General features: G+C 36.2%; 26 protein-coding genes. 22 read left to right on the top strand and 4 right to left on the bottom strand.

The window, feature by feature from the left end:
- Positions 1-71: 71 nt before the first annotated feature.
- Positions 72-1,541, top strand: a complete 1,470-nt coding sequence (locus tag V9G42_12120; protein ID MEI2760168.1) for an OmpA family protein — start codon at positions 72-74, stop codon at positions 1,539-1,541.
- A 4-nt stretch (positions 1,542-1,545) separates the two neighbouring features.
- Here the strand turns inward: V9G42_12120 and V9G42_12115 are convergent, their stop codons facing one another.
- Entirely contained in the window at positions 1,546-3,096 is a 1,551-nt protein-coding gene (locus tag V9G42_12115; GenBank protein MEI2760167.1) for a DUF6798 domain-containing protein, read from the bottom strand.
- Positions 3,097-3,144: 48 nt separating this feature from the next.
- Here V9G42_12115 and V9G42_12110 point away from each other — a divergent pair, with 48 nt between their 5' ends.
- From V9G42_12110 to aroC, 4 genes are read left to right on the top strand one after another with little or no spacing between them, the layout of a single operon-like run.
- Complete coding sequence (locus V9G42_12110) at positions 3,145-3,852, top strand: response regulator transcription factor (GenBank protein ID MEI2760166.1); 708 nt, start codon at positions 3,145-3,147, stop codon at positions 3,850-3,852.
- A 35-nt stretch (positions 3,853-3,887) separates the two neighbouring features.
- On the top strand, positions 3,888-4,451 hold the full coding sequence (locus V9G42_12105) for an aminodeoxychorismate/anthranilate synthase component II (protein MEI2760165.1): 564 nt from the start codon (positions 3,888-3,890) through the stop codon (positions 4,449-4,451).
- A 3-nt stretch (positions 4,452-4,454) separates the two neighbouring features.
- Positions 4,455-4,934, top strand: a complete 480-nt coding sequence (locus V9G42_12100; protein ID MEI2760164.1) for a GNAT family N-acetyltransferase — start codon at positions 4,455-4,457, stop codon at positions 4,932-4,934.
- Position 4,935: 1 nt separating this feature from the next.
- Positions 4,936-6,018, top strand: a complete 1,083-nt coding sequence (aroC, locus tag V9G42_12095) for a chorismate synthase (protein MEI2760163.1) — start codon at positions 4,936-4,938, stop codon at positions 6,016-6,018.
- A gap of 145 nt (positions 6,019-6,163) precedes the next feature.
- Here the strand turns inward: aroC and V9G42_12090 are convergent, their stop codons facing one another.
- The 3 genes from V9G42_12090 to V9G42_12080 all read right to left on the bottom strand — a co-directional run bounded on the left by V9G42_12090 (position 6,164) and on the right by V9G42_12080 (position 10,772).
- Positions 6,164-8,224: an Omp28-related outer membrane protein gene (locus V9G42_12090; GenBank protein MEI2760162.1), complete on the bottom strand. Its 2,061-nt coding sequence runs from the start codon at positions 8,222-8,224 to the stop codon at positions 6,164-6,166.
- Between the two features lie 163 nt (positions 8,225-8,387).
- The gene (pepT, locus tag V9G42_12085; protein ID MEI2760161.1) at positions 8,388-9,629 is read right to left on the bottom strand and encodes a peptidase T; all 1,242 of its coding nucleotides are present in this window, start codon (positions 9,627-9,629) and stop codon (positions 8,388-8,390) included.
- A 3-nt stretch (positions 9,630-9,632) separates the two neighbouring features.
- A complete protein-coding gene (locus V9G42_12080) occupies positions 9,633-10,772 on the bottom strand; it encodes an acyl-CoA dehydrogenase (GenBank protein MEI2760160.1) in 1,140 nt (379 codons plus the stop codon).
- A 109-nt stretch (positions 10,773-10,881) separates the two neighbouring features.
- On the opposite strand from V9G42_12080, the gene V9G42_12075 reads away from it, so the two are divergent.
- The 17 genes from V9G42_12075 to V9G42_11995 all read left to right on the top strand — a co-directional run bounded on the left by V9G42_12075 (position 10,882) and on the right by V9G42_11995 (position 23,439).
- Positions 10,882-11,262 (top strand): hypothetical protein, encoded by a 381-nt coding sequence (locus V9G42_12075; protein ID MEI2760159.1) that lies wholly within the window; start codon positions 10,882-10,884, stop codon positions 11,260-11,262.
- 278 nt (positions 11,263-11,540) lie between these two features.
- Positions 11,541-13,415 carry a chloride channel protein gene (locus V9G42_12070; protein MEI2760158.1) on the top strand — a complete coding sequence of 625 codons (1,875 nt, stop codon included), beginning with the start codon at positions 11,541-11,543 and terminating at the stop codon, positions 13,413-13,415.
- 63 nt (positions 13,416-13,478) lie between these two features.
- Positions 13,479-15,380: a sensor histidine kinase gene (locus tag V9G42_12065; protein ID MEI2760157.1), complete on the top strand. Its 1,902-nt coding sequence runs from the start codon at positions 13,479-13,481 to the stop codon at positions 15,378-15,380.
- Complete coding sequence (locus V9G42_12060) at positions 15,377-16,030, top strand: response regulator transcription factor (GenBank protein MEI2760156.1); 654 nt, start codon at positions 15,377-15,379, stop codon at positions 16,028-16,030. The genes V9G42_12065 and V9G42_12060 overlap by 4 nt, the downstream gene beginning before the upstream one ends.
- Positions 16,031-16,213: 183 nt before the next feature.
- A complete protein-coding gene (locus V9G42_12055; protein MEI2760155.1) occupies positions 16,214-16,879 on the top strand; it encodes an FAD-binding oxidoreductase in 666 nt (221 codons plus the stop codon).
- 97 nt (positions 16,880-16,976) lie between these two features.
- Entirely contained in the window at positions 16,977-17,270 is a 294-nt protein-coding gene (locus V9G42_12050; protein ID MEI2760154.1) for a phosphoribosylpyrophosphate synthetase, read from the top strand.
- A gap of 6 nt (positions 17,271-17,276) precedes the next feature.
- On the top strand, positions 17,277-17,894 hold the full coding sequence (locus V9G42_12045) for a trimeric intracellular cation channel family protein (GenBank protein ID MEI2760153.1): 618 nt from the start codon (positions 17,277-17,279) through the stop codon (positions 17,892-17,894).
- Positions 17,895-17,984: 90 nt separating this feature from the next.
- The gene (locus V9G42_12040) at positions 17,985-18,389 is read left to right on the top strand and encodes an OsmC family protein (GenBank protein ID MEI2760152.1); all 405 of its coding nucleotides are present in this window, start codon (positions 17,985-17,987) and stop codon (positions 18,387-18,389) included.
- A gap of 178 nt (positions 18,390-18,567) precedes the next feature.
- Positions 18,568-18,999, top strand: a complete 432-nt coding sequence (locus V9G42_12035; protein ID MEI2760151.1) for an OsmC family protein — start codon at positions 18,568-18,570, stop codon at positions 18,997-18,999.
- A 107-nt stretch (positions 19,000-19,106) separates the two neighbouring features.
- Positions 19,107-20,522, top strand: coding sequence for an MBL fold metallo-hydrolase (locus V9G42_12030; protein MEI2760150.1), 1,416 nt, complete (start codon positions 19,107-19,109; stop codon positions 20,520-20,522).
- Between the two features lie 39 nt (positions 20,523-20,561).
- Positions 20,562-20,879 (top strand): rhodanese-like domain-containing protein, encoded by a 318-nt coding sequence (locus tag V9G42_12025; protein MEI2760149.1) that lies wholly within the window; start codon positions 20,562-20,564, stop codon positions 20,877-20,879.
- Complete coding sequence (locus tag V9G42_12020; protein ID MEI2760148.1) at positions 20,869-21,495, top strand: methyltransferase domain-containing protein; 627 nt, start codon at positions 20,869-20,871, stop codon at positions 21,493-21,495. Before V9G42_12025 ends, V9G42_12020 begins: the two co-directional genes overlap by 11 nt.
- A gap of 95 nt (positions 21,496-21,590) precedes the next feature.
- A complete protein-coding gene (locus tag V9G42_12015) occupies positions 21,591-21,818 on the top strand; it encodes a hypothetical protein (protein ID MEI2760147.1) in 228 nt (75 codons plus the stop codon).
- 3 nt (positions 21,819-21,821) lie between these two features.
- A complete protein-coding gene (locus V9G42_12010; protein ID MEI2760146.1) occupies positions 21,822-22,388 on the top strand; it encodes a DUF3365 domain-containing protein in 567 nt (188 codons plus the stop codon).
- Between the two features lie 7 nt (positions 22,389-22,395).
- Positions 22,396-22,590, top strand: a complete 195-nt coding sequence (locus V9G42_12005) for a DUF6132 family protein (GenBank protein MEI2760145.1) — start codon at positions 22,396-22,398, stop codon at positions 22,588-22,590.
- A gap of 209 nt (positions 22,591-22,799) precedes the next feature.
- The gene (locus V9G42_12000) at positions 22,800-23,033 is read left to right on the top strand and encodes a thioredoxin family protein (GenBank protein MEI2760144.1); all 234 of its coding nucleotides are present in this window, start codon (positions 22,800-22,802) and stop codon (positions 23,031-23,033) included.
- Between the two features lie 58 nt (positions 23,034-23,091).
- A complete protein-coding gene (locus V9G42_11995; protein MEI2760143.1) occupies positions 23,092-23,439 on the top strand; it encodes a DUF2024 family protein in 348 nt (115 codons plus the stop codon).
- Positions 23,440-23,448 lie beyond the last annotated feature (9 nt).

Raw genomic sequence — 23,448 nt, 5'->3', positions numbered from 1 at the left:
CCATTTCATCATATCAACTGCATACTTACTTTGCATTGATTTCAAAACTAAATGAATTTAAACATTAAGAGATGAGGAAAATATTTTTGGCTATCGTTTTATTGTGCATCAGCCATCAGATTAATGCACAAAACAGTGACCGCAAATGGAACTTGGGTTTATATGGCGGTGCTACCCAATATAATGGCGATATGGGACAAGGTTTTTATAAAACCAATCAGCCATTTTATGGTTTCGGTGCTATATCCGTAGGATATTATCTCGGAAAATATGCCGATTTACAAATAATGGGTACAACAGGCGAAGCAGGATTTATTGAAGATCAGGTAAATCGTTTCAGAATAAAAATGACTACGGGAAGTTTGCATTTACGTTTTCATTTCACAAAGCCTGAAGCAGCAGTCAGACCATTTTTATTTGCCGGAGCAGGAATAATAGTTTGGGATAGAAATATTTGGGCACAAAATGGAGATGTCGTAAGTCGTTATGATTATGCATTACCTTCCTTTGGTGGTGGTTTAAATTTCAGACTTTCTGAATCTTTCAACCTAGTTATTCAGGAAACATTTATGCTCTCCTCAGAAGATGATGTTGACAGGCAAGTGAATCAGAACAATGATGGATTTTTATTTCATACTGTTGGCTTAACATTTAATCTTGGCAAAAACAAAGATTCTGATGATGATGGTGTTGCTGATAAGAAGGATAACTGCCCAAATACACCTAAAGGGGTTAAGGTAGATGCATCGGGTTGTCCTGTTGACTCAGATAATGATGGTGTTGCCGATTATATGGATGATTGCCCTACAGCACCGGGAACTCTGCCCTTGAAAGGCTGCCCCGACAGAGATGGTGATGGCATTAGTGATAAAGATGATTTATGCCCGGATGTAAAAGGTTTAGCAATTCTAAAAGGCTGCCCTGACGAAGATGGTGATGGTGTAGCTGATAACCTTGACAAGTGTCCTGAAACCAAGAAAGGATATAAAGTTGATGCAAACGGCTGCCCTTTTGATAGTGACGGAGATGGGTTGGTGAACGAAGAAGATATGTGTCCTGAAGTACCGGGTGTTATTGCCTTGAAAGGTTGCCCCGATAGCGATGGAGATGGTGTAGCTGATTACGAAGACAGATGCCCTACAATAAAAGGTACTATTACAAACAAAGGTTGTCCTGAAATTACAAAAGAAGATGTGAAAAAAATTACTCAAATAGCATCTTCAATTTATTTTGAAAGTAATAGTGATAAACTAAAGCCTGCTTCACTGGTACAACTGGATGCATTGGTCGGAATCCTGAAGAAGTATGATGCAGCAAATTTGTCAATAGAAGGTCATACCGATAATAAAGGCGATGATGCTTATAACCTTAATCTATCGCAAAAACGCTGTGATGCAGTAAAAAACTATCTGATGAGCAAAGGAATTTTTGAATCGAGATTAACAGCTACCGGTTTTGGAGAAACTAAGCCAATTGCCGGAAACGACACTCCTGAAGGAAGAGCAAAAAACAGAAGGGTAGAGCTGAAAACATCTTACTGATTTTTTAGTTCCACTGCCATAGGGTATATTCTCCCTGCCGGTGTATTATTCTGCCTTTGACTTGTTCCGGTAGTTTATTATTATTTAATAAAATCATAGAATAACTTTTGTTATCTGGCTTATGATTTGTGCCTGAGTAAGCAGCATTTGCCTTTTCTCTCCGGTTGATATTTTTCCATTCAATTTTTCTTTCCAGATTATAATCGGTTGTGAAATTATAATACCATTGTTTCAGAAACCATGGCTCGTGGATAATAGCTTTCCATGCCACAGGTGTAGGTCGTTGTGCTTCACATAAAAATGAATCGTCATCAGGGAAGCTCAAAATCTTTGTGGTCACAGGGGTGTTTTCTCTGATCCATTCATGCATCAGTGTTAAATCAGTTTTTTTAAACTGACCAATTGCATAACGAGATTTCAGCCTCTCTATTGGTAGTTGTGAAGCATGTGTAATTAAATAAAAGACAATAATTGATAAAGCAATGACACAGGCAGACATCCACTTAAACTGAAATGTCTTTTCTATCAGTTTTTGCTGTGCTATGAAATGAGCTATATAGAAACTACAGAATATGGTAAGCCAAACCGAAGTTTTAAACCATTGCAATTTACCTACAACCATTATTCCTAAAGCATCAAAAATTAAATAGTAAAAAATCATACCCGCAGCAATGCCTGAAATTATCACAATTATTTGTCTGTTGTATTTTGTTGGAAATCTAAAAAATAACAAACCGGATATCAGAAATAATACACCGCTTTTAATATAATCTACAATTGGAAAAAAGGAAGGTAGATAATGATGTGGATTTCTGAAAACATATAAAATATAATAAAAAAGCATGTCAGGTGTTGCGATTTCTGCAAAAAACTGACGGTAGAATAAAGGTATTAGCATTGGTGAAGCTGACACTAAATAGAAAATTATTATCGTGACAATTTCTTTGATTCTGAATTTGGAAGATACCGATTGCATCAGCAAGAGCAATAAAAACACCTGCATGCCTACCAACGGTTGATACCATGTAGCAAGCCCGCAACAGAGCACAGCTATTCTCATACGCGAACTAAAAGCGTAGTAAAATGTTGCCATACAAAGTGTGTTAGCAAAAACGGTACAAGTCAGCATATTGTCTGAAACAGTATTTCCACCAACTGTAATTTTATTCAATAAGATAATTGCTATGAAAGGAGTTATTGTAGCGGTAATATGGTTCTTGAAAATTACAAATGAAGTTTTTTGAATGTAAAAAATAAATACTGTCAGCAGCAACAACATGAATGTAAAAGCAACAGTTGGTAACGGAAACACAAGTCCGGAATAATATAAAGTGTGATTATAAAAATAACGAACAGAGAAACCCGAAGCCAGAAACTCAGTCACATAATCACCTTGATACAATAGCGGGTTCAGCATTTTGTAAACAGCCGGCAAATGTTCTTCAAGGTCACTACAATTAAATTTGTAGCCGTAAACTGCCAGAAACAACAGGCTGTAAAATATGGACCAAATCCAATATTTACCCGATTGTGACAGTGAATAATTCTGCGACATAATGAACAAAGAAAACATTTTTGTTAATTAGCATCGAAATAAATTGATATGGCTGATCAAAATCTAAGAATTTTGTTGGTGGAAGATGAGCAAACCTTGTCTGAAACAATAAAGCTGAACCTTGAAATGGAAGGCTACTATGTAAATGCAATTGGTGATGGTAAAACCGCCATTAAAGTGTTTAAAGAAGCACGTTATAATCTTGTAATTTTAGATGTAATGCTTCCTGAAATCAGTGGATTTACTGTTTGCGAAGCAATACGTCTTGAGAATCTTGATGTGCCCATTTTATTTCTTTCAGCCAAAAACCACCCAAACGACAGAATTACCGGTCTTAAATTAGGAGGTGATGATTATCTGACCAAGCCCTTTAACCTTGAAGAGTTGTTACTCAGAGTGCATAATCTTATCAGAAGGAGCACAGCCAATAAGGATGCGACATCTCTTTCGACTTATAATCTGAACAACAATCAAATTAATTTTGCACAACTTGAAATAAAACGTGCCGATGGTACTACAACACATCTGACAAAAAAGGAATCGTTATTGTTGAAATTACTGATAGAAAAACGCAATGAAGTTGTTTCGCGCGAACACATTCTTGAAACTGTTTGGGGTTATGATATCTATCCCAGTACCCGAACAATAGATAACTTTATCGTTACATTCAGGAAATATTTTGAACCAGACCCATCCAATCCAAAATATTTTATCTCTGTAAGGGGTGTTGGTTACAAATTTGCCGATCAGGGTTGAGTGCAGCACCTTAAAACATTCGCTATTTTTGACAGGTGAATATTTTAGTCATTGATAACTTTGATTCTTTTACCTACAACCTTGTTCATTATATTGAAAAGGCAGCCGGTGTACGTCCAACAGTTTGGCGCAACAATTCACACGTAATTGATGAGGTTGCTTCATTTGATAAGATTTGCATTTCTCCCGGACCGGGATTACCTTCACAGGCAGGCATTACCAAAGAGGTTATCAGGCAGTATGCATCAGAAAAATCAATACTTGGCGTTTGTTTAGGTCATCAGGCTATTGCAGAAGTTTTTGGGGGCAGCCTTCGTAATTTACAACAAGTTTTGCATGGCGTAGTGCGACCGGTAAATGTATTGGTGCAAGATGTGATATTTGAAAATATACCAATAACGTTTCCTGCTGCACGCTATCACTCTTGGGTAGTGGATCAAACAGGAAGTCAACTTCAGGTTATAGCCGGTGACGACAATGGCGAAGTGATGGCAATAAAGCATGTTCTTTATTCTGTTTATGGTGTTCAGTTTCATCCTGAAAGTATAATGACAGAATATGGACTACAACTTATTTATAATTGGATTCATAAAACCTGAACCATGCATATCAGACAAGCTTCAAAAGACGATTGTAGTGCCATCAACAAATTGGCTCATAGCATTTGGCATAGCCATTACCCAGGTATTATCACCATACAGCAGATTGATTTTATGTTGGAAAAGATGTATAGTATCGAAAAATTAAATCAGTTGCTTGATTCAGGCTCTATAATTTTGGTTGCAGAAGAAGACGAAAAACTTTTAGGCTATATTTGCTTTCGTGAGGAAGCAGAAAACAGTTTTTTTCTTGATAAATTGTATGTGGCTACAGCATTGCAACATAAAAATATAGGCTCACTGCTACTTGAAGCCATGCTGAGCAGTCTGCCTGAGGCTATTGTAGTTCGGCTGCAGGTAAACCGTTCAAATTTTAAAGCGATTAACTTCTATTTCAAGAAAGGATTTGTAATTGAAAGTGCAGCAGACTTTGATATAGGCAATGGCTTTTTTATGAATGATTTTGTAATGATTAAGAAGTAATATGGCAGGTAATACATTTGGTACACTTTTCAGGATAACAACTTTTGGTGAGTCGCACGGACCACTTATAGGTGTTGTTATAGACGGTTGTTATTCAGGCATACAATTGGATTTAGAACTTATAAGAACACAACTTTCAAGACGCAAGCCCGGTCAATCTGCAATTACCACACAACGAATGGAAGACGATGAACCGGAAGTGGTTTCAGGATTAATCAATGGCATCACCACCGGTGCTCCACTAACCTTGCTAATTCGTAACAAAGATCAACGTCCTGCTGATTATGATGCACTAAAAAATACTTACAGGCCATCACATGCCGATTATACCTATGAACAAAAATATGGCATTCGTGACCATCGCGGAAGTGGCAGGGCATCAGCACGCGAAACAGCTGCACGTGTAGCTGCGGGCGCTGTTGCTATGCAAATACTGAAATCCGAAAATATTTCTATCGATGCTTATGTGAGTCGTATCGGCAATATTTCAATTCCTGAAAATATTTCAATTGATACTTCAAAAACGTATCACAATATTTTGCGTTGCCCACATGAAGCCACAGCACAACTGATGCTGAATAGGATTGAAGAAGCTGCACAATCCGGAGATACTTTAGGTGGAATAATATCCTGCACCATTAGCGGTGTTCCTGCAGGATTAGGTGAGCCTGTATTCGATAAATTTCATGCACAACTCGGCAAAGCTATGCTTAGCATAAACGCGGTTAAGGGTTTTGAGATAGGGTCAGGTTTTTTCGGCACTTTGCAAATGGGGTCACAGCAAAACGATGTTTTTGATACAGATAAAAACGGAAAAGTTTTTACCACAACCAATAATTCCGGGGGTGTGCAGGGTGGAATTACCAACGGCATGGACATTACATTTAACGTAGCATTTAAGCCTGTATCAACACTCATGAAACCCCAACAAAGTATTAACGCACAAAATCAGAAAGTGATTATACAACCCGGAGGTCGTCATGATGTTTGTGTAGTGCCACGTGCAACACCAATCGTTGAGGCAATGGCTGCAATTACAACACTCGATTTTTTAATGATTGCCAATGTTGCAAAGCACAAATAGATGTCTTTTTATTCTTTACATTATTCAGATTGTAATAATCACGTAGAATGAGTATTGGCTAAAAAAGAAAAAGGCAATTTCAATTCTTAGAATTGAAATTGCCTTTTCGGTTTAATATTTATTCGGTAATTCTACCGATATGATTTTATTTATTCAATACAACTTTTTGTGTTAACGTTTCACCGGATGCATTCATTCTAACAGTATAAATACCATTACTTAGACCTGTGAAATTTACAGGATAAATATATTCACCTGCTGACATCTGTGATTGATAATTGGTACGAACTATGTTACCTAATACGTCTATGATTTCGAATACTACATCAGCATTTTTCTTCAAATTAACGCGCACCTGACCATAATCTGATGTTATAGGATTTGGAGTAACATTCATATTGAAATTAGTTCCTGATAAATTATGAATGCCGGTAGTAACTGTTGCACTGTTTGCATTTAAAATTCTTCCTGTAGCATAATCAGAAACCCATCCAATGATGATTAAATTGCTTACATTGTAAGTTGCCGGAATATTGTAATTAAATGTCCAGCTGTGAGTGCTACCACTGGTTATGTTAGCCGGCAATGAACCTTGTACACCATCGTTTCCTCCAAGTATTGCACGTGCAACGTGATCGTATTCCATGTTGGCAGCAGGTATCGGATTAGTTTCGTTTTGCCAATTATGGCCAGCGCCCTGAAGTGGCAAATTTGCAGTTTGGTAACTATAATAGTTTGCCTGACTCCATGTTGAAGTTGTGCCCGTTAAATTATCTTCGGTAACAACACAGTTAATCCTGTAATCACCATTCAATGAAGCTGCAAATTGTGGACTTACAGTAAAAGTTCCAATATTGGTACTTGAATTATAAGTTGCAGACACATTTACATCACAAGGTGGAATATCTGAAATAAGGCTGTTGTATTCAGTAATAAAATCTGATGGGTCAACATCTAAATCTTTACGATCAACTAAACCGCTTGGATAGCCGCTGATTTTTGTTCCCATCCATGAATCGTATGCTGTAACAGTCATAGGATCGCCATTATGAACAGCAATCAACATCACTTCCTGACCATGAAGGTTGCGCAATGAATCCATAAAAACAGCACCACGTGGACACCATCCGCACCAAGTGCCGGTGGCTTCTTCAAAAACTACATGTTTAGTTGGTAAAAATGGAAGATAATTTATAATACCATTTAAACTATCATTAATATGGTTTACATCTCCAGCTAAATCAACCCAAAACTTGAAGGAATATGTCCCGATAGCATTTGCATTAATTGGTGTTGTATGAGTAAAATTATAAGTCCCAAGTGGTGCAATATTTAATCCTGTTTTTGTGTCAGTATAAGTAGTGCCATTGAGATCATATTTAAGATTAATAGTATTTATTGCACTCGAACCAAGATTGGTAATCACACCAGAAACGGAAACGTTAGTTGGAGTTGTTACATATTGAGTATAATTTATAGATGATAACTCTGCATCGTTGGCTGGCTGTGTGCCATAAATAAATTCAAAATAACTGTTGTCAGCAGGAGATGGATCTGTACCTGCATTTTGTGCTATGTTTGGAGAACCTGCAACAGAAATTGCTGCTGTTGCGTTTATCTGAATGCCAATGGTGAGCGTTAAAGCTGTTCCGCCATTTCTTTGATCAACCACATAAATTTTATTTGTTGATTCTTCTAAAACAATACTATAGTAAGTATAAGCATTATTGCCAGGGTCAGTATAGGAAGTGAATGAAATCCAATGTTGACGATTTGGTGCAGTGCCGAATGTTTTTGTACAAATGTTATCATTTGTGCCGCTTCCTGAAATTCCCCAGCAACAAACTGAATTGTCAGGAATTAAAGCCGATGGTAATGCAACATTGGCAACCGGTGGAGGTGTTGTTGCACTTGTTGTAAAAGTTAATACTCCGGTTGTAGAGACTTTATAACTTGTAACTGCTGTTCCGTTAAAAGAAAAAGAAAACGGAATGGTTACGGTTGATGACCATTGTGGAGTAGTAGCACTGCCTGGATGAATGGATGTCCATCCTGCGGGTTGACCGCCACCCACCGGGTATTCATCATCAATGTTAAGCCCGCCTGGATTTTGCCCTGCATTTATATGAGGGAAATAATAATACTGTGCATTTGCTGCTAATGCAAAACACAATATGCCAAATAAAAGAGTAAGTTGTTTTTTCATTTTTATGAAATTTTAAGACACGAAATTATCTGTTTTGACAATACCGGAATAAACTTTTAGTTAATTTAAAGTTTTCTTATGATTTTAGTCTTTGAACTTAACTCAAAGCGCTTGCTTCAGGGTAAGTATTAATAGTCTGAAAAGGAGGGGGGGGCTGCCATTGTCAGGCGCGTTGTTCCCAAATCTGAACCAGGTTAACAAGCACCTCAACTGCTTTATTCATATCCTGAACGCTTACATATTCCTCTTTGCTATGAATACCCATTTCTCCTGTAAATATATTCGGACAAGGCATTCCCATGAATGAAAGACGTGCGCCATCAGTACCACCTCTGATATTTTTTCTATCACAGTTGATGCCACTTTGTTTATATGCTTCACAAGCATAGTCCATTACTTCAGGATGATTTTGAAGAACTTCATCCATATTACGGTATTGTTCTTTACTGCTTATTGTAAAGCTTGCCCCTAAGAATTGTTTGATAGATTGTTCTGCCAACGTGCATAGTAGTTGTTTTTGCGCTGCTAACTTTGATGTATTAAAATCACGAAGAATAAAAGTAACTGTTGCGGTTTCTAATCCACCGCTCATACTTACCGGATGAACAAAACCTTCATACCCTTCAGTATTTTCAGGACTTAATTCTTTTGGCAAAAGTGTTATGAAATGGGCTAATACTTTTTGTGCATTAACCATTTTATCTTTGGCATAGCCGGGATGTGCGCTAACGCCATTAAAAGTTATCGTGCACGAATCAGCAGAAAAATTTTCGCCTTCTAAGGTGCCACATTCTCCACCATCGAGTGTGTAACCATAAGCAGCGTTAAGTTTTTTCATGTCCACTTTGTTTACACCACGTCCAATCTCTTCGTCAGGGGTAAATAAAATTTTTATGTCACCGTGAATAATATCCGGTCTGTTTAAAATAAATTGTGCAAAATCCATGATGATGGCAACACCTGCTTTATCATCGGCACCTAACAGCGTAAGTCCCGAGGCCGTTATTATATCATCACCAATCTTTTCGAGTAGATATGGGTGCTTTTTACTGCTGATTACAATATTCTTATCGTCAGGTAAAACGATATCTTCTCCATTCCATTTTTTATGTAGTATGGGTTTTACATTTGTGCCACTACAGTCAGGTGCGGTGTCAACATGCGAACAAAAACAAATTACAGGTACTTTTTTGTTTGAATTACCTTTTATTGTAGCATATACATAACCGTATTCATCAAGAGTTGCATCAATGCCCATTGTTTTTAATTCAGATTCAAGTAACCGGCTTAAGTCCAATTGCTTTTTACTGCTAGGCTGAGTGTCTGAATCAGGATTGGCTGTGGTGTCAATGACTGCATAACGCATCATTCGCTCTGCAGTGGTATGTTGGTAGTTGTCTAACATTTTTTATGAAGTAACTGCACGGGCAATTACAATCTTTTGTATTTCGGAAGTTCCTTCGTAAATCTGTGTAATCTTTGCATCGCGCATCAAACGCTCAACATGAAATTCTTTTACATAACCATAACCGCCATGCACCTGAACTGCCTCAATGGTAGTGTCCATTGCCACTTTAGAAGCATATAATTTTGCCATACTTCCTGCCAGGTCATAATTTCCATGCTGATCTTTAAGCCATGCAGCTTTCAAACAAAGTAGTCTTGCTGCTTCAATTTCTGTTGCCATATCGGCTAACTTAAATTGAATGGCTTGATGTTGACTGATTTCTTTTCCGAAAGCTTTACGTTCCTTAGAATATTTTAATGCAAGTTCATAGGCACCGGATGCAATACCTAAAGCCTGTGAAGCTATTCCTATTCGTCCACCTGCTAATGTTTTCATGGCAAACTTAAATCCAAAGCCGTCTTCACCAATGCGGTTTGCCTTTGGGACTTTAACATCGGTAAACATCAGTGAATGTGTGTCACTGCCTCTGATACCTAATTTGTTTTCTTTTGGTCCGACTGTAAAACCCGGTGTACCTTTTTCTACAATCAGACAGTTGATGCCTTTATGCCCTTTAGCAACATCCGTTTGTGCCATCACCAAATAAACACTTGCTGTGCCACCATTGGTAATCCAGTTTTTTGTTCCATTCAGCAAGTAATGATCACCTTTGTCAATTGCAGTAGTACGTTGTGAAGTGGCATCGCTGCCGGCTTCAGGTTCACTAAGGCAGAATGCACCAATTATCTCGCCTTTTGCTAATGGAACTAAATATTTTTGTTTCTGCTCCTCTGTGCCAAAAGTTTCTAACCCCCAGCAAACCAGAGAATTGTTTACACTCATCACAACTGAAACGGAAGCATCTACTTTAGATATTTCTTCCATTGCCAACACATAGGAAATTGTATCTAATCCTGAACCGCCATATTTTGGGTCAACCATCATTCCTAAAAAACCCAGCTCGCCTAATTTTTTAATCTGCTCTGCAGGGAATTTCTGATGTTCATCGCGCTCAATAACTCCGGGCAACAACTCGTTTTGTGCAAAATCACGGGCGGCCTTTTGTATCATTAAATGTTCTTCGTTTAGTTGAAATAGCATAATCTGAAAATTTTTGCGAATGTACAACATCGGCTCCAAATGTGTATAATGATCTTTTATGACAGGAAAATGCCTGTGGGGTATAGCATTCAACTTATTTTTGCCACTTATGAAGTATTTTATTCTAATAGTTCTGGTTTTGGGTTTTTCTGCTCAATGGACAAGTGGACAAAAAACGCAATGCATCAATCAATTTGACAGCAGTTCTGTTTTAACTTTTCTTGACAAACGAGATATATTACTGCTGCCGGAAGGCTATACACTTGAAACAGTTTCTCAATTTCCATCAATGAAGCCTCAGGTAAGTTTCAATGCTAAAAAATGCCAATGGAAGGTAGTTTCTTTTACATTTTTTACTTCTTACAAAGGTAGGTGTCGTTTAACTAATGGATGCACCATAAAGAAAACCCGTGTCATTATTTTGTCCGGTAGCAGTAAACGGATTCTCAGCTATAAAAGCCATACTCAGGTATTTTCTAACTATGAGTAACTATATTTTGTAAACAATAGCGTTATTCAATTTCATGGTTTTTCATCATCATTTTTTAATTTTTTATGGTGATGTATTGGCTTATGATTTATAATTTCGCAGCCAAAGTGATTTTTGTTTGAATCAATTAGAGGTAGGGTTCATTCAATAAAGTTTGAGTTTCATCAAATCCCAAAATAGCTGTTGCATTTTGTTCCAACATACTTCAGTGACTGGCAATTTCATTATTGTAGCAAGGGTTTTTGCATCAACTTACAGAAAATATTTTATCTTCAGCAATGCTAAATAAAGGAATACCAATATCAGTATCTTTACAATCTTCGTTCAAGAACGATCAAACAGGTAATTTAAAATACAATAAAAAACGGTTGTTTAATCTGTCGTTACTGGCAGTATTAATCGCTGTAAGCATCAGTATCGTTGCCAAACTACTCATTTACTTAATAGATTTCATAACTAATGTTTCATTCTATGGCAGTTTTTCTTTTTCAGATGCCAGCCCTGCCCACAACTCACTAGGTCTGTGGGTTATTATTGTTCCTGCAGTCGGAGGCTTAATTGTAGGAGTTCTTGCTTTTTATGGTTCTAAAGCCATTCGAGGTCATGGCATCCCTGAAGCTATGGAGCAAATTCTTACCAATCAGAGTAAAATTAAACCATCTATAACCTTTCTCAAACCAATTTCATCAGCTATCTCTATCGGCACAGGCGGACCTTTTGGCGCAGAGGGGCCAATAATTGCCACAGGAGGTGCATTAGGTTCAACATTAGGACAGGTGATGAAAATTACTCCTAACGAAAGAAAAATTTTACTGGCAGCAGGTGCCACAGCAGGTATGTCTGCGATTTTTGGAGCTCCTGTAGCTGCTATTTTGTTGGCTATTGAATTGTTGTTGTTTGAATTTTCACCACGCTCTTTTATTCCTGTAGCTTTAGCTTGCATTACAGGATCTGCAGGTCATCATTTTTTCTTTGGCGAAGGGGTTGTGTTTCCCATGAAAGCTGATGTTGAAAGTGCCTCCAATGCTGCTCTTTTCTTTTATTCTACAATGGGAATAGTTGTAGGTGTGTTGGCAGTAGCTACTACAAAAATTGTTTACTGGATTGAAGATTCTTTCGAGAAACTTCCTGTGCATTGGGCTTGGTGGCCTGCCATTGGCGGTGTTGTAGTAGGTATTGTGGGTTACTTCGAACCACGCACCTTAGGTGTTGGATATAATAATATCACCGATTTGCTTTCAGGTTCATTAACATTACAAGTAGTAGTTTCATTATGTGTATTGAAATTTATTTCATGGGCTGTTTCATTAGGCAGCGGAACATCAGGTGGAACATTGGCACCATTATTAACTATAGGCGGAGCACTAGGTGTATTATTAGGCTATGTAGGTAATCAATGGTTTCCTGCAGCTGAAATAAGTATCCCACTTGCAGCACTCATTGGCATGTCGGCTATGTTTGCCGGGGCATCACGTGCTTTTCTTACTTCAATTGTTTTTGCACTCGAAACAACAGGACAATCAAATGCATTATTACCATTACTGGCCTCTTGTACGGCATCCTATTTTATTTCTTACTTCCTGATGGAAAATACCATCATGACAGAAAAAATTGCACGAAGAGGTGTTTATACACCAAGCACCTATGAACCCGATGTGTTAGAAAAAATAAAAGTTGAGCAACTTGCTACAGATAATGGTATAACTATAAGTGAAGATATGAAACTCGGGGAAGTAAGAAGTTGGCTTCAGCAAGAGCCGGATTTACAGGCAAATTATTATATTATTTCCAGCACAGATGGTAAATATATTGGGCTATTAAGTTCAACAAGTATTTTTAGTTCGCATCACCCGACTGATACACTTATCGGTTCTTTAGTTAAACGAACACAACTTTTTGTAAGCAAGTCCGATTCTCTCAAAATGGCAGTACAAACTATGGCTAAAGAGAATGTGGATATTCTACCTGTTGTATCAGAAAAAGAGATAGTAGGAATTTTAACTTACCATCACATCATTTCGGTTTATAATCATGGCATTGATGAACTTGAAACAAAACAAAAACATATCTCTTTAAAACGTCAGCGATTGAAAATTCTTCTCAGAGGCCAGAAGTTAGTTAATATTCTGCGGACACGAAGCCATGAGGAGTAAAAAATTATTGTAGCATTTTTTTGGTGCAGTTTATTATTTTAGCTTCATAATTTTATAGTGGTGATGTTTAAAAAAATATTGTGTTTTTTGCTGTTTTTCATTGTTGCCTGTAAGGATAAAAATAAGCAGCAGCTATCGCCCCAATTAAAGAATGATGAACAATCTGTTGTTCGGCTTTTTGATGCGACTGTAACACAGAAAATTTCGCGTACAGACAGTTTGCAAAAAGTTATTTCGAATATTGACAGTTTAGCAGTAACTGCACCTTCTGTTATTGTAATGAGGGAGATAATTAAAGCAAATTTCAGCCGTAGAAGCGGACACTTTACTGCCGCAGAAGTTTATTTTAGAAGAGCCAGAGAACTGCACAATAACAGAGATTCTCTTTCCTTTTATATTTTTTATGGCTTAGGTTCAACTTATAAGAGCATTGGAAATTTTCCTGAAGGAGTTCGAAATCTTTACCAGGCTGTTGCCATTGGCGAACAGTTAAAAGATACATTAAAAATTACTCAGGCATATTCTAGTCTGTCGCAACTACAAGCTGAAAAAGGAGATATGGGTGCTGCACGAATAACAGTGAATAAAATATTTTCAATTCTTCAGGACAAAACTTATCTGCCGCCTTATCTGAATGCAATGCATACTTTGGCAAATATTGAAGGTCAGACAGGAAATATCAATGAAGCAATGCAGTTGGATTTTCGAGGCATTGCCTTAGCTGACAGTTTAGGCGACCAAATGAGTAAGGTAATGTTTCAGGATAATCTGGCACGCTGTTATCTGATGCAGAAAAATTATAATAAGGCACGATATTATTTTAACAATAATCAGCAAATTGAGAAGCCTTTTAATAATCCGGGATGGAATGCCGATACAGAAATCAACCTTGCAGAAGTTGAAACTAATGATGGTAATTATGCCCTTGCCGAAAACCATTTGAATAAAGCTGTGGAAATATTTTCAGAAAATAGCCAATTGGTAAATATCCTGAAAGCATATACCGTCTATGATATGTTGTATCAGAAGCAAGGTAAATGGCAAAAGGCATTAGAAGCCAAGAAAAAGTATCAGGAAGTATATGCAAATTCTATAAATGCAAAGAGTGAGCAATCGTATGTTGAATTTAATGCCTTATTTGAAACGCAACAAAAGGAGAAGAAAATTTCAGAAATGAAATTGCAGGTTGCACAAGCCGATTTGAGGGCAAAGCAAAAGAATGTGTTGTTGTTAGTTTTGCTGAGTGTTGTAGCAATTGTTTTGATGTTATTCAGGAGTCATCGTGTGAAGTCAAAACTTGAAAGTCAGCAACTTTTGTTGGAAAATGAATTGTTACAAGAGCAGACCTTAAATGTTGCTCAGGAGCAAAGACTTCAGATTTCGCGTGACTTGCATGATAGCCTAGGTGCACAACTTACCTTTGTGAATACGGTTTTGGATGGCATTAAAAAATCCAATGCAAGTATTGACGAGTCATTAAAATCCAGAATAAATACTGTATCGGAGTTTTCGGAGAATGCTGTAAGAGAACTAAAAAATACGCTTTGGGTAATGAACTCAAAGGAAATTAATATTTCTGATTTGAAGTTTAGAATTGCAAACTATATAAATAGTGCAGCTGAAGCTAAAGAAGAAGTTCGTTTTAAATTTAGCTTTGAAACATTTGATAACAGGCAAATTCAGTCTAAGACGGCAATGAATATTTTTAGAGTTATTCAGGAAATAGTAAGCAATGCAATAAAGTATTCTAATGCATCTGAAGTTTCAGTAAGTTTACATCAAAATGATGGTGAACTTCTGATTGATGTCAGTGACAATGGAGTTGGGTTTGATATTGATGCTATGAAAACAAAATCATTTGGACTGAATAATATTTATAAACGAGTGTCGGATATGCAGGGCACTGTAGAATTAGTTTCAGAAAAAGGCTTGGGTACACAATATAAAATTAAATGTTTATTATGATAAAGGTAGCTGTCGTTGATGATAATATTTACGCATTGCGTGCTATAGAAGAAAAGCTTGCGGCATTTTCAGATATTGAACTGGTTTGTGAGGCACAGGGAGGTAAGGAGGTAATTGGCTTTTTAGAAAAAAATAGTAACTTGGATGTTATTCTAATGGATATTGAAATGTCGGAGATGAATGGTATTGAGACTACTGCTATCATTAAACAAAAGTATCCTGCAATTAAAGTTATTATCATAACTGTTTTTGATGATGATGAATATATTTTTAATGCCATTAAATCCGGGGCAGATAGTTATATCCTAAAGGAGTCAAAGAGTGAAAAAGTTTATCAAACTATTTTAGATACTTTAAACGGTGGCTCAGTAATGTCACCATCAATTGCTGTTAAAGCATTGCAATTCTTGAAAAATGCAACGACTGAGAAAATAACAATAAAAAATGTTATACCCACTGTAGTTTTAAGTGTAAGAGAAGTTGAAATACTGGAGCAGCTAAGTTTGGGAATGACCAATAAAGTTATTGCTGAAAGGTTATTTATCTCTCCTTTTACGGTTAAAAGACATATTGAGAATATTTACCAGAAATTACAAGCACACAATCGTATAGACTTGATTGAGAAAGCAAAGAAGGAGAAACTGATATAACTTTTTAAAAATTATCCTTTAGATTAAAACATCTGGATAATTGTTTCCGGCTTTCTTTAGCTATTTAATGCTATGACACCATATAATTCATAAAACAAATTATTACTTATTGTGTTAACTCAATATGCGATATCATGAATGTTAACTCTGCATGATAAAAAATGAATTAAATATGGAAAAATTATGGTTGAACATTTAAAGATAATTGCAATTGAAAAGGCTACGCATGACGTATTGCATATCACCACAGTAAAACCTGAAAATATAAATTATCATGCAGGTCAGGCTGCCGATATTTCAATCAACAAACCCAATTGGGAAAATGAGTTAAGAGCATTTACTTTTACTTCACTTCCAACTGATAAATATATAGAATTTACAATTAAAACCTATCCACAGCATAATGGTGTCACCAATCAATTGCTGACATTAAAGACCGGTGATGAATTGCTATTACATGGTGTTTTTGGCACCATAGCATATAAAGGCGAGGGCGTATTTATAGCCGGTGGTGCAGGTGTTACACCTTTTATTGCTATTTATAAACAGTTAGAAAAAGATGGTAAGGTTGGAAATAATAAACTATTATTTGCCAATAAAACACGTGCAGATATTATTCAGGAAGAGAAGTTCAAAGCATTATTAGGGAAGAATTTTATTAATATACTTTCAGAAGAAAAACTTGAAGGCTTTGAATATGGCTATATAACAGAAGAGCTTTTGAAACGTCATATTGACGGTGAAGGCTATATTTATCTCTGTGGGCCGGAGCCGATGATGGATGCTGTTGAAAAACAAATGAGTATCCTCGGAATAGAAAAAGAACGAGTAGTAAAAGAGGTATTTTAAATCATGTTCAATAGTAATGTTGTCAATTTATTTTTGGAAAATTTAAAAAGAAACAGGATCTTTAACAATATTATTTTATAAAATTATGGTAAGTTACATGCTCACACTTTCTGAACGCATGAATGAGTTGCGATTGAAAGGCTATAAAGAAGATTTTAATATCCAATGCGATGGTATTGATTCTGGCAACGGATGCATTAAGTTATCTCCTGACGATTTTCAGATAGATGCCTACTATCGTTTCGAAGGACAGTCGGATCCGGCAGACGAAGCAATATTATATGCTATTTCATCAGAGAGATATGGACTTAAAGGTTTATTGGTAAATGGCTATGGCGTTTATTCTGATGACATGACCAATGAAATGTTAAAGAAACTAAGTTTTAAATAAGCCTTTTTGGAACTTCTAAAACTAATTGATATTGCCGGGATAGCAGTATTTAGTATCTCTGGTGTATCTGCTGCAATGGAAAAGAAACTCGATGTCTTCGGTGTTTTTATTATTGCTTTTATAACTGCATTGGGTGGTGGCACCTTGCGTGATGTATTAATCGGACAGTTGCCTGTCTCGTGGATGTATAATTTGAATTATGGTTTGATAGTGTTACTAAGTACACTTGCAGCTATGTTCTTTTCTAACATCATTGGCAATTATCAAAAAACACTACTGACATTTGACTCTCTTGGAATCGGTCTGTTTACTGTTGTAGGCATTCAAAAGGGAATACTGCTTGATTTTCATCCTGCCGTTTGTATTGCATTAGGAACAATAACTGCATGCTTTGGAGGAGTCATTCGAGATATTTTGCTCAACAATATCCCCTTGATTTTTCAAAAAGAAGTTTATGCTACAGCTTGTATTTTAGGTGGTGTTGTTTACTTTGCCTTAATACGATTGCAGATGAATGAAATGATAATTGAAGTGGTAAGTATTATTTTTATTGTTGTTTTCAGATTAGTGGCTGTAAAGTTCAATTGGCAATTACCTTCTATTTACAAGATACATAAGAAATAAACTTTGACTACCTGAAAAACGAAGCTAAAGTAAGTTAAAGAACTTGTTGGTTTTTATGCTTGTCTGAATAATTTTTTAAAAACGTAGTTTATGGAAAAAGTAAAATCACATATTGGAACAGAAAATTATAAAGTGACTATTGAATCGCAGTCGGGTAATAGGCTTATTGCTGATGAGCCGGTAGAGAATGGTGGTAAAAATCTTGGGTTTTCACCATTTGAGTTATTAGCCGCAGCACTGAGTGCATGTACAGCAATAACAGTACGCATGTATGCAGACAGAAAAGAATGGCCACTTACTGATGTGAATACTGATATTTCTGTTAGTTGGGATAGAATTAAAAACAAAACAGTTATTCAACGTAAGATAAGTTTTTCAGGAAACCTCTCCGATGAGCAAAAAGACAGACTGATACAGATTGCCAATGTTTGTCCGGTTCATAAAGTATTAACTAATTCCATTGAAATAAATACTTCGCTGCTTTTGAACAATTAGTTTGCTATACAGTGGTTTTGAAATAAAATATGATATATCTCATTTAGTTTTTAGCAAAAAACAAACAACAATGTAACTTATGTCACTGTGAGAACAGTCTGGCATTGGCAATTTTGTGCTGTCATTATAAATGGCAACTTACAATTAGTATTGGTAACTAAAAATTAAAATAACAGATATGTCACAAACACATTATTACGAAGTAAATGTACAATGGAAAGAAGGTAGAATTGGAGAGTTGTCATCGCCCATTCTTGAAAAAACTATTGAGTGTGCTACGCCACCGGAATTTTCTAATGGAGTTCCAAACATTTGGTCACCGGAGCATTTATTTGTTGCAGCAATCAACAGTTGCTATATGGCAACCTATTTGGCAATAGCAGCAAACTTTAAAGTAGAACTTGAAGATTTTAGTTGTCGCACAGTTGCCAAACTCGAGATGGTAGAGGGTAAATACTTGATAACACAGGCAGAATTGTTTCCTGCGGTGAAGCTAAAAGACAGCAGTGATGCAGAGAAAGCACAACGTATTGCTGAAAAGTCAAAAGCCGGGTGTTTGGTTACCAATTCAATGAAGACAGAAATTATAATGACTACAAAAATCAGTTAATGTAACAAGAGTAACAGAGTATCTGAAAAATCATTACTTACTTTGCAATGTGGATTTTAGATACTTTCAAAACACAAACACAACAATAATATTTAAATAATAGCAATATGTTTTTTCAACACGTTTACGACAAAAGTTTAGCACAGGGAAGTTATTTCATAGGCTGTCAGGCAAAAGGTGAGGCAATTGTAATTGACGCACAGCGTGACATTGATGTTTATCTTGAAATTGCAAAACAAAACAACCTGAAGATTACTCACATAACAGAAACGCACATTCATGCAGATTTCTTATGTGGCTCGCGAGAGCTTGCTGCTGCTACAGGAGCAAAAATGTTTTTATCTGACGAAGGTGGTAAAGACTGGCAATATGAATTCAATCATGAAGGTGTAAGAGATGGTGATGTAATTTCAGTTGGCAACCTTACTTTAAAAGTAATGCACACTCCGGGTCATACACCGGAAAGTATTAGTTTTTTACTGACTGATCATCCGGCATCAGATAAGCCTGTAATGGTTTTTACAGGTGATTTTGTTTTTGTAGGTGATATAGGTCGCCCCGATTTGTTAGAGAAAGCAGCAGGAATAATGGGAACTAAAGAGGTTGGTGCCAGACAAATGTTTCAGTCTTTGAAAAAATTTGAAGCATTACCCGAGTATGTTCAGGTATGGTCTGCACATGGTGCCGGCTCAGCTTGTGGTAAGGCTTTAGGTGCCGTTCACAGTTCAACTGTCGGCTATGAAAAAATTCGTAACTGGGCATTTCAATATGGTAATGACGAGCAAGGCTTTGTTGATTATCTTTTGGCTGACCAACCTGAGCCACCAAAGTATTTTGCAATGATGAAACACCTTAATAAAGTAATTCGTCCGCTTTTAGTTGAAGTGCCTAAGCATTCTAAATTGTCTAAAGAAGAATTTCTGTCGGCTTACAACAAAGGTATAGCCGTGATTGATACCAGAAATAAGTTTGAATTTGCAGAAGGCTTTTTACCTGGAAGTTTGAATATTCAGGGCAATAATTCTTTCTCAACCTGGATGGGATGGTTGCTTGATTATCAACAACAATTTATTTTGATTGCTGAAGATAAAACTATTGTTGACTTAACCAGAAAGCTCATGCGAATAGGAATGGATAATATGCTTGGTTACGTGACTGATGTCTCTTCATTTGGTATTGAATTGGAAAAATCAGAAGTAATTAATTTGTCAAAATTTAAAAACACAATTAATAACGAAGGTTACCAAATCATTGATGTGCGTGGTTTAACAGAATTTGAAGCAGGTCATGTTGAAGGGGCTGAACACATTTTTGTTGGAACCTTAACGCAAAATCTTAAGAAGATTAATAAGAAGAAGCAAGTGGTTATACATTGTCAGGCGGGAGATCGTTCAGCAATTGCTTTTTCTTTATTGCATAAATATGGCTTTAAAAATGTGTGGAACTATGCAGGTGGCATGAAGGAATGGGTAGCCTGCAATGAGGCTACAGTTAGTGAACGACAAATGGCTTGTGCAATTTAGGAGCATTGTAAATTTCTAACAGTTAAATTAAAATAAAAAATGATTGGATTAATTAAAAACATGCTGGGTATGGAGAATACTCAACTTACAGAAGCAGTAAAACAAGGCGCATTTCTTATTGATGTACGTACTCCGGCAGAGTTTGCCGGTGGTAGTGCCTCGGGTGCAGTAAATATTCCATTAGATAGAATAGGAAGCCAGTTGTCAAAGTTTAAAAACAAGTCAAAAATTGTGGTGTTTTGTAAAAGTGGTATGAGAAGTATGCAAGCAAAGAATATTCTCGAACAAAATGGAATAATAAATGTTATCAATGGCGGTACCGTTAATGATATTATTAAAATCCAAAATGCAAAATAAAAACACAGTGCCTGTTAGTAATGATTCTCAGACAAACGATTCATCAAAACAATCCTTTTGGAATGAAAGATGGGAAGCAAAAGAAACGGGTTGGGATATAGGTTACCCATCTCCGGCAATTTCAGAATATTTTAGTAAGTTTTCTGAAAAGGAGATTGCTGTTCTCATACCGGGTTGTGGCAATGCTTATGAAGCAGAGTTCTTAGTGAATGCTGGCTTTAAAAATATAACTCTGGTTGATATTGCGCCAAAAGCTGTGGAAATATTAAGGAATAAGTTTGCCGGGAATTCAAATGTAAGGATTCTTTGTGCTGATTTTTTCACCATAAGAGAGAAGTTTGATATTTTAATTGAACAAACATTTTTTTGTGCAATACCTCCAGGCAAACGTAAAGAGTATGTGCATCAAGCAGCAGAAGTTTTGAACCCTAATGGAAGAATTGTAGGTCTCTTGTTTGATATAATGTTTGAAAAAGAAGGACCACCGTTTGGTGGAAGCAGAGCGGAATACGAACAATTATTTAATCCATTGTTTCATCTAAAGATGTTACCATGTTTAAATAGCATTAATCCTCGTGCAGGAACAGAGTTGTTTATAGAATTACAAAAGAAGTAATTAGATTAGATTTTTAAATTTCTTATTTCAAATAAGCTTAGTGTGGGATGACACTGAGTTAATTGACAATTTTAAATTAATTAATGTAGAATAGAATGGGTAAAATTTTTTCAGGATGGAATTGGATGCGTTTCATACGGTTGACTTTGGGAATTTTCATAATCATTCAGGGTGTACAGGACAAAAGTTGGTTAATTTCAACCTTGGGCGTACTGTTTACGATGATGGCGTTTTTTAATGCAGGCTGTTGTTATTCTGGAAGTTGTAAAATGCCTGCTGATGCCAATGATAAAGCGCAATTTAAAAATTCAGATAAGATTTAAGAGATGCAAAAGGTAGTTGTAATTTTATTTCTTTTTTCTGTTGTTTTCAGTTCATGTAAAATGGGGCAGAGAGAAACACTAACAGAGCAACAAGAGAAGGAGTTTGTAACTCAAGGAGATAGTATATCTGATATTATGCAAGGTGTGTTGTTGAAGAATGTTGCCACAGCAATAAATCATGGTGGTACGGAATTTGCAATCGGCTTTTGCAATATGAATGCCATACCAATTACAGATTCTGTTTCTGCATTATACCATGTTCAAATTCAGCGATTGAGCAATAAGAATAGAAATCCGGATAATGCAATTAGAATGTTAGATGATAGTCTGGCATGGCAAAAAATAAAATCGTCTTCTTCAAGTTTTGTCGAACAAAATTCTTCAGGAGAAGTGGTGTATTATAAACCTATTAAGATAGGAATGCCAACTTGCTTAAAATGTCATGGCAGTAGTGCTGATATTGAAACGAAAACATTAGCACTGATAAATGAAAAATATCCTGATGATAAGGCAGTTGGATATAACCAAGATGATTTAAGAGGAATGTGGAAAATTAAATTTAAAGAATAAAATAAGCATGAAAGAATTTTTACGTGCAAATTGGTTAATCATTGCAGGTGTTCTTGCCGGTGCTGCCGGAGGGTATTTGTATTGGAAGTTTGAAGGCTGCCATGACGGTGTATGTGCAATTACTTCAAATGCAATGAACAGCTCTTTTTATGGCGCTTTAATGGGCGGACTGTTCATGTCTCTTTTTCAAAAGCAACCTTAATGTTTTCAAAGTAATTTTTTTTTTTTGGAATTTATAAGGCTGAGTTTTTTTTGAAAGCCAAATCCGTTAGTAGTTTTAATATTTTCCTTTTTTTAATTTAGTTGATAAGATGAAAATAGAAAAAAAATGCAAGAAGTTGTATGATAGTTAGGAAACCTAACTATATTTGCAGCGGTAATAATGCCAAATAACATCATAACACAAACAAAATGAGTAAATCAGTTTTTTATCATGCAGGATGCTCTGTATGTGTCAGTGCAGAGCACGACATTGTAAATTTAATTGGAGCCAACAATGTAGAGGTTGTTCACATTGGTGAAAATCGTAGCCGTATTGCAGAGGCAGAAAGTAAAGGTGTGAAATCAGTACCAGCTTTAGTAACACCTGCAGGTCATGTATTGCACATTAACTTTGGAGCATCAATGGCAGATGTAAAAGGTTAAAAATTTGTCCCACATAGTTAGGATAACTACCTTTGTGGGACAAATTTCTACTTTAGAAATGAAATTAGCAAAGGCAATAGCATTATTAATTCTTGTGTCTGTACCTGCATTAGTGTCAGCACAAATAACAAAAGCAAAAAATATGAAAGTAGCGGTATGGGATACCTATGTAACTAAGAAGGATAAAACAATTATGCATTTCGACATTATAGTACCTTCTGAAATGAAAGATACAACGGTGATTTATAATTATGGTAAAACTTATTTGAAATCAAAAGGGCAGGAGGGACAGCCGCTCTCTTCTAAGGAATGCAGGTTTTGTCACATAGAAACTGTTAAACCTGATTGGCAAGAGGCTGTTGAAAAGCAAGGGTATTTTATTTATGAAATGGAAAATTGTAAGTAAGAATATTGT

The sequence above is a fragment of the Bacteroidia bacterium genome (assembly GCA_037045145.1).
Lineage (GTDB): Bacteria > Bacteroidota > Bacteroidia > AKYH767-A > OLB10 > OLB10.
The sequence above is the reverse complement of the archived record's forward strand: the minus strand, read 5'-3'. Positions and strand labels throughout refer to the sequence as shown.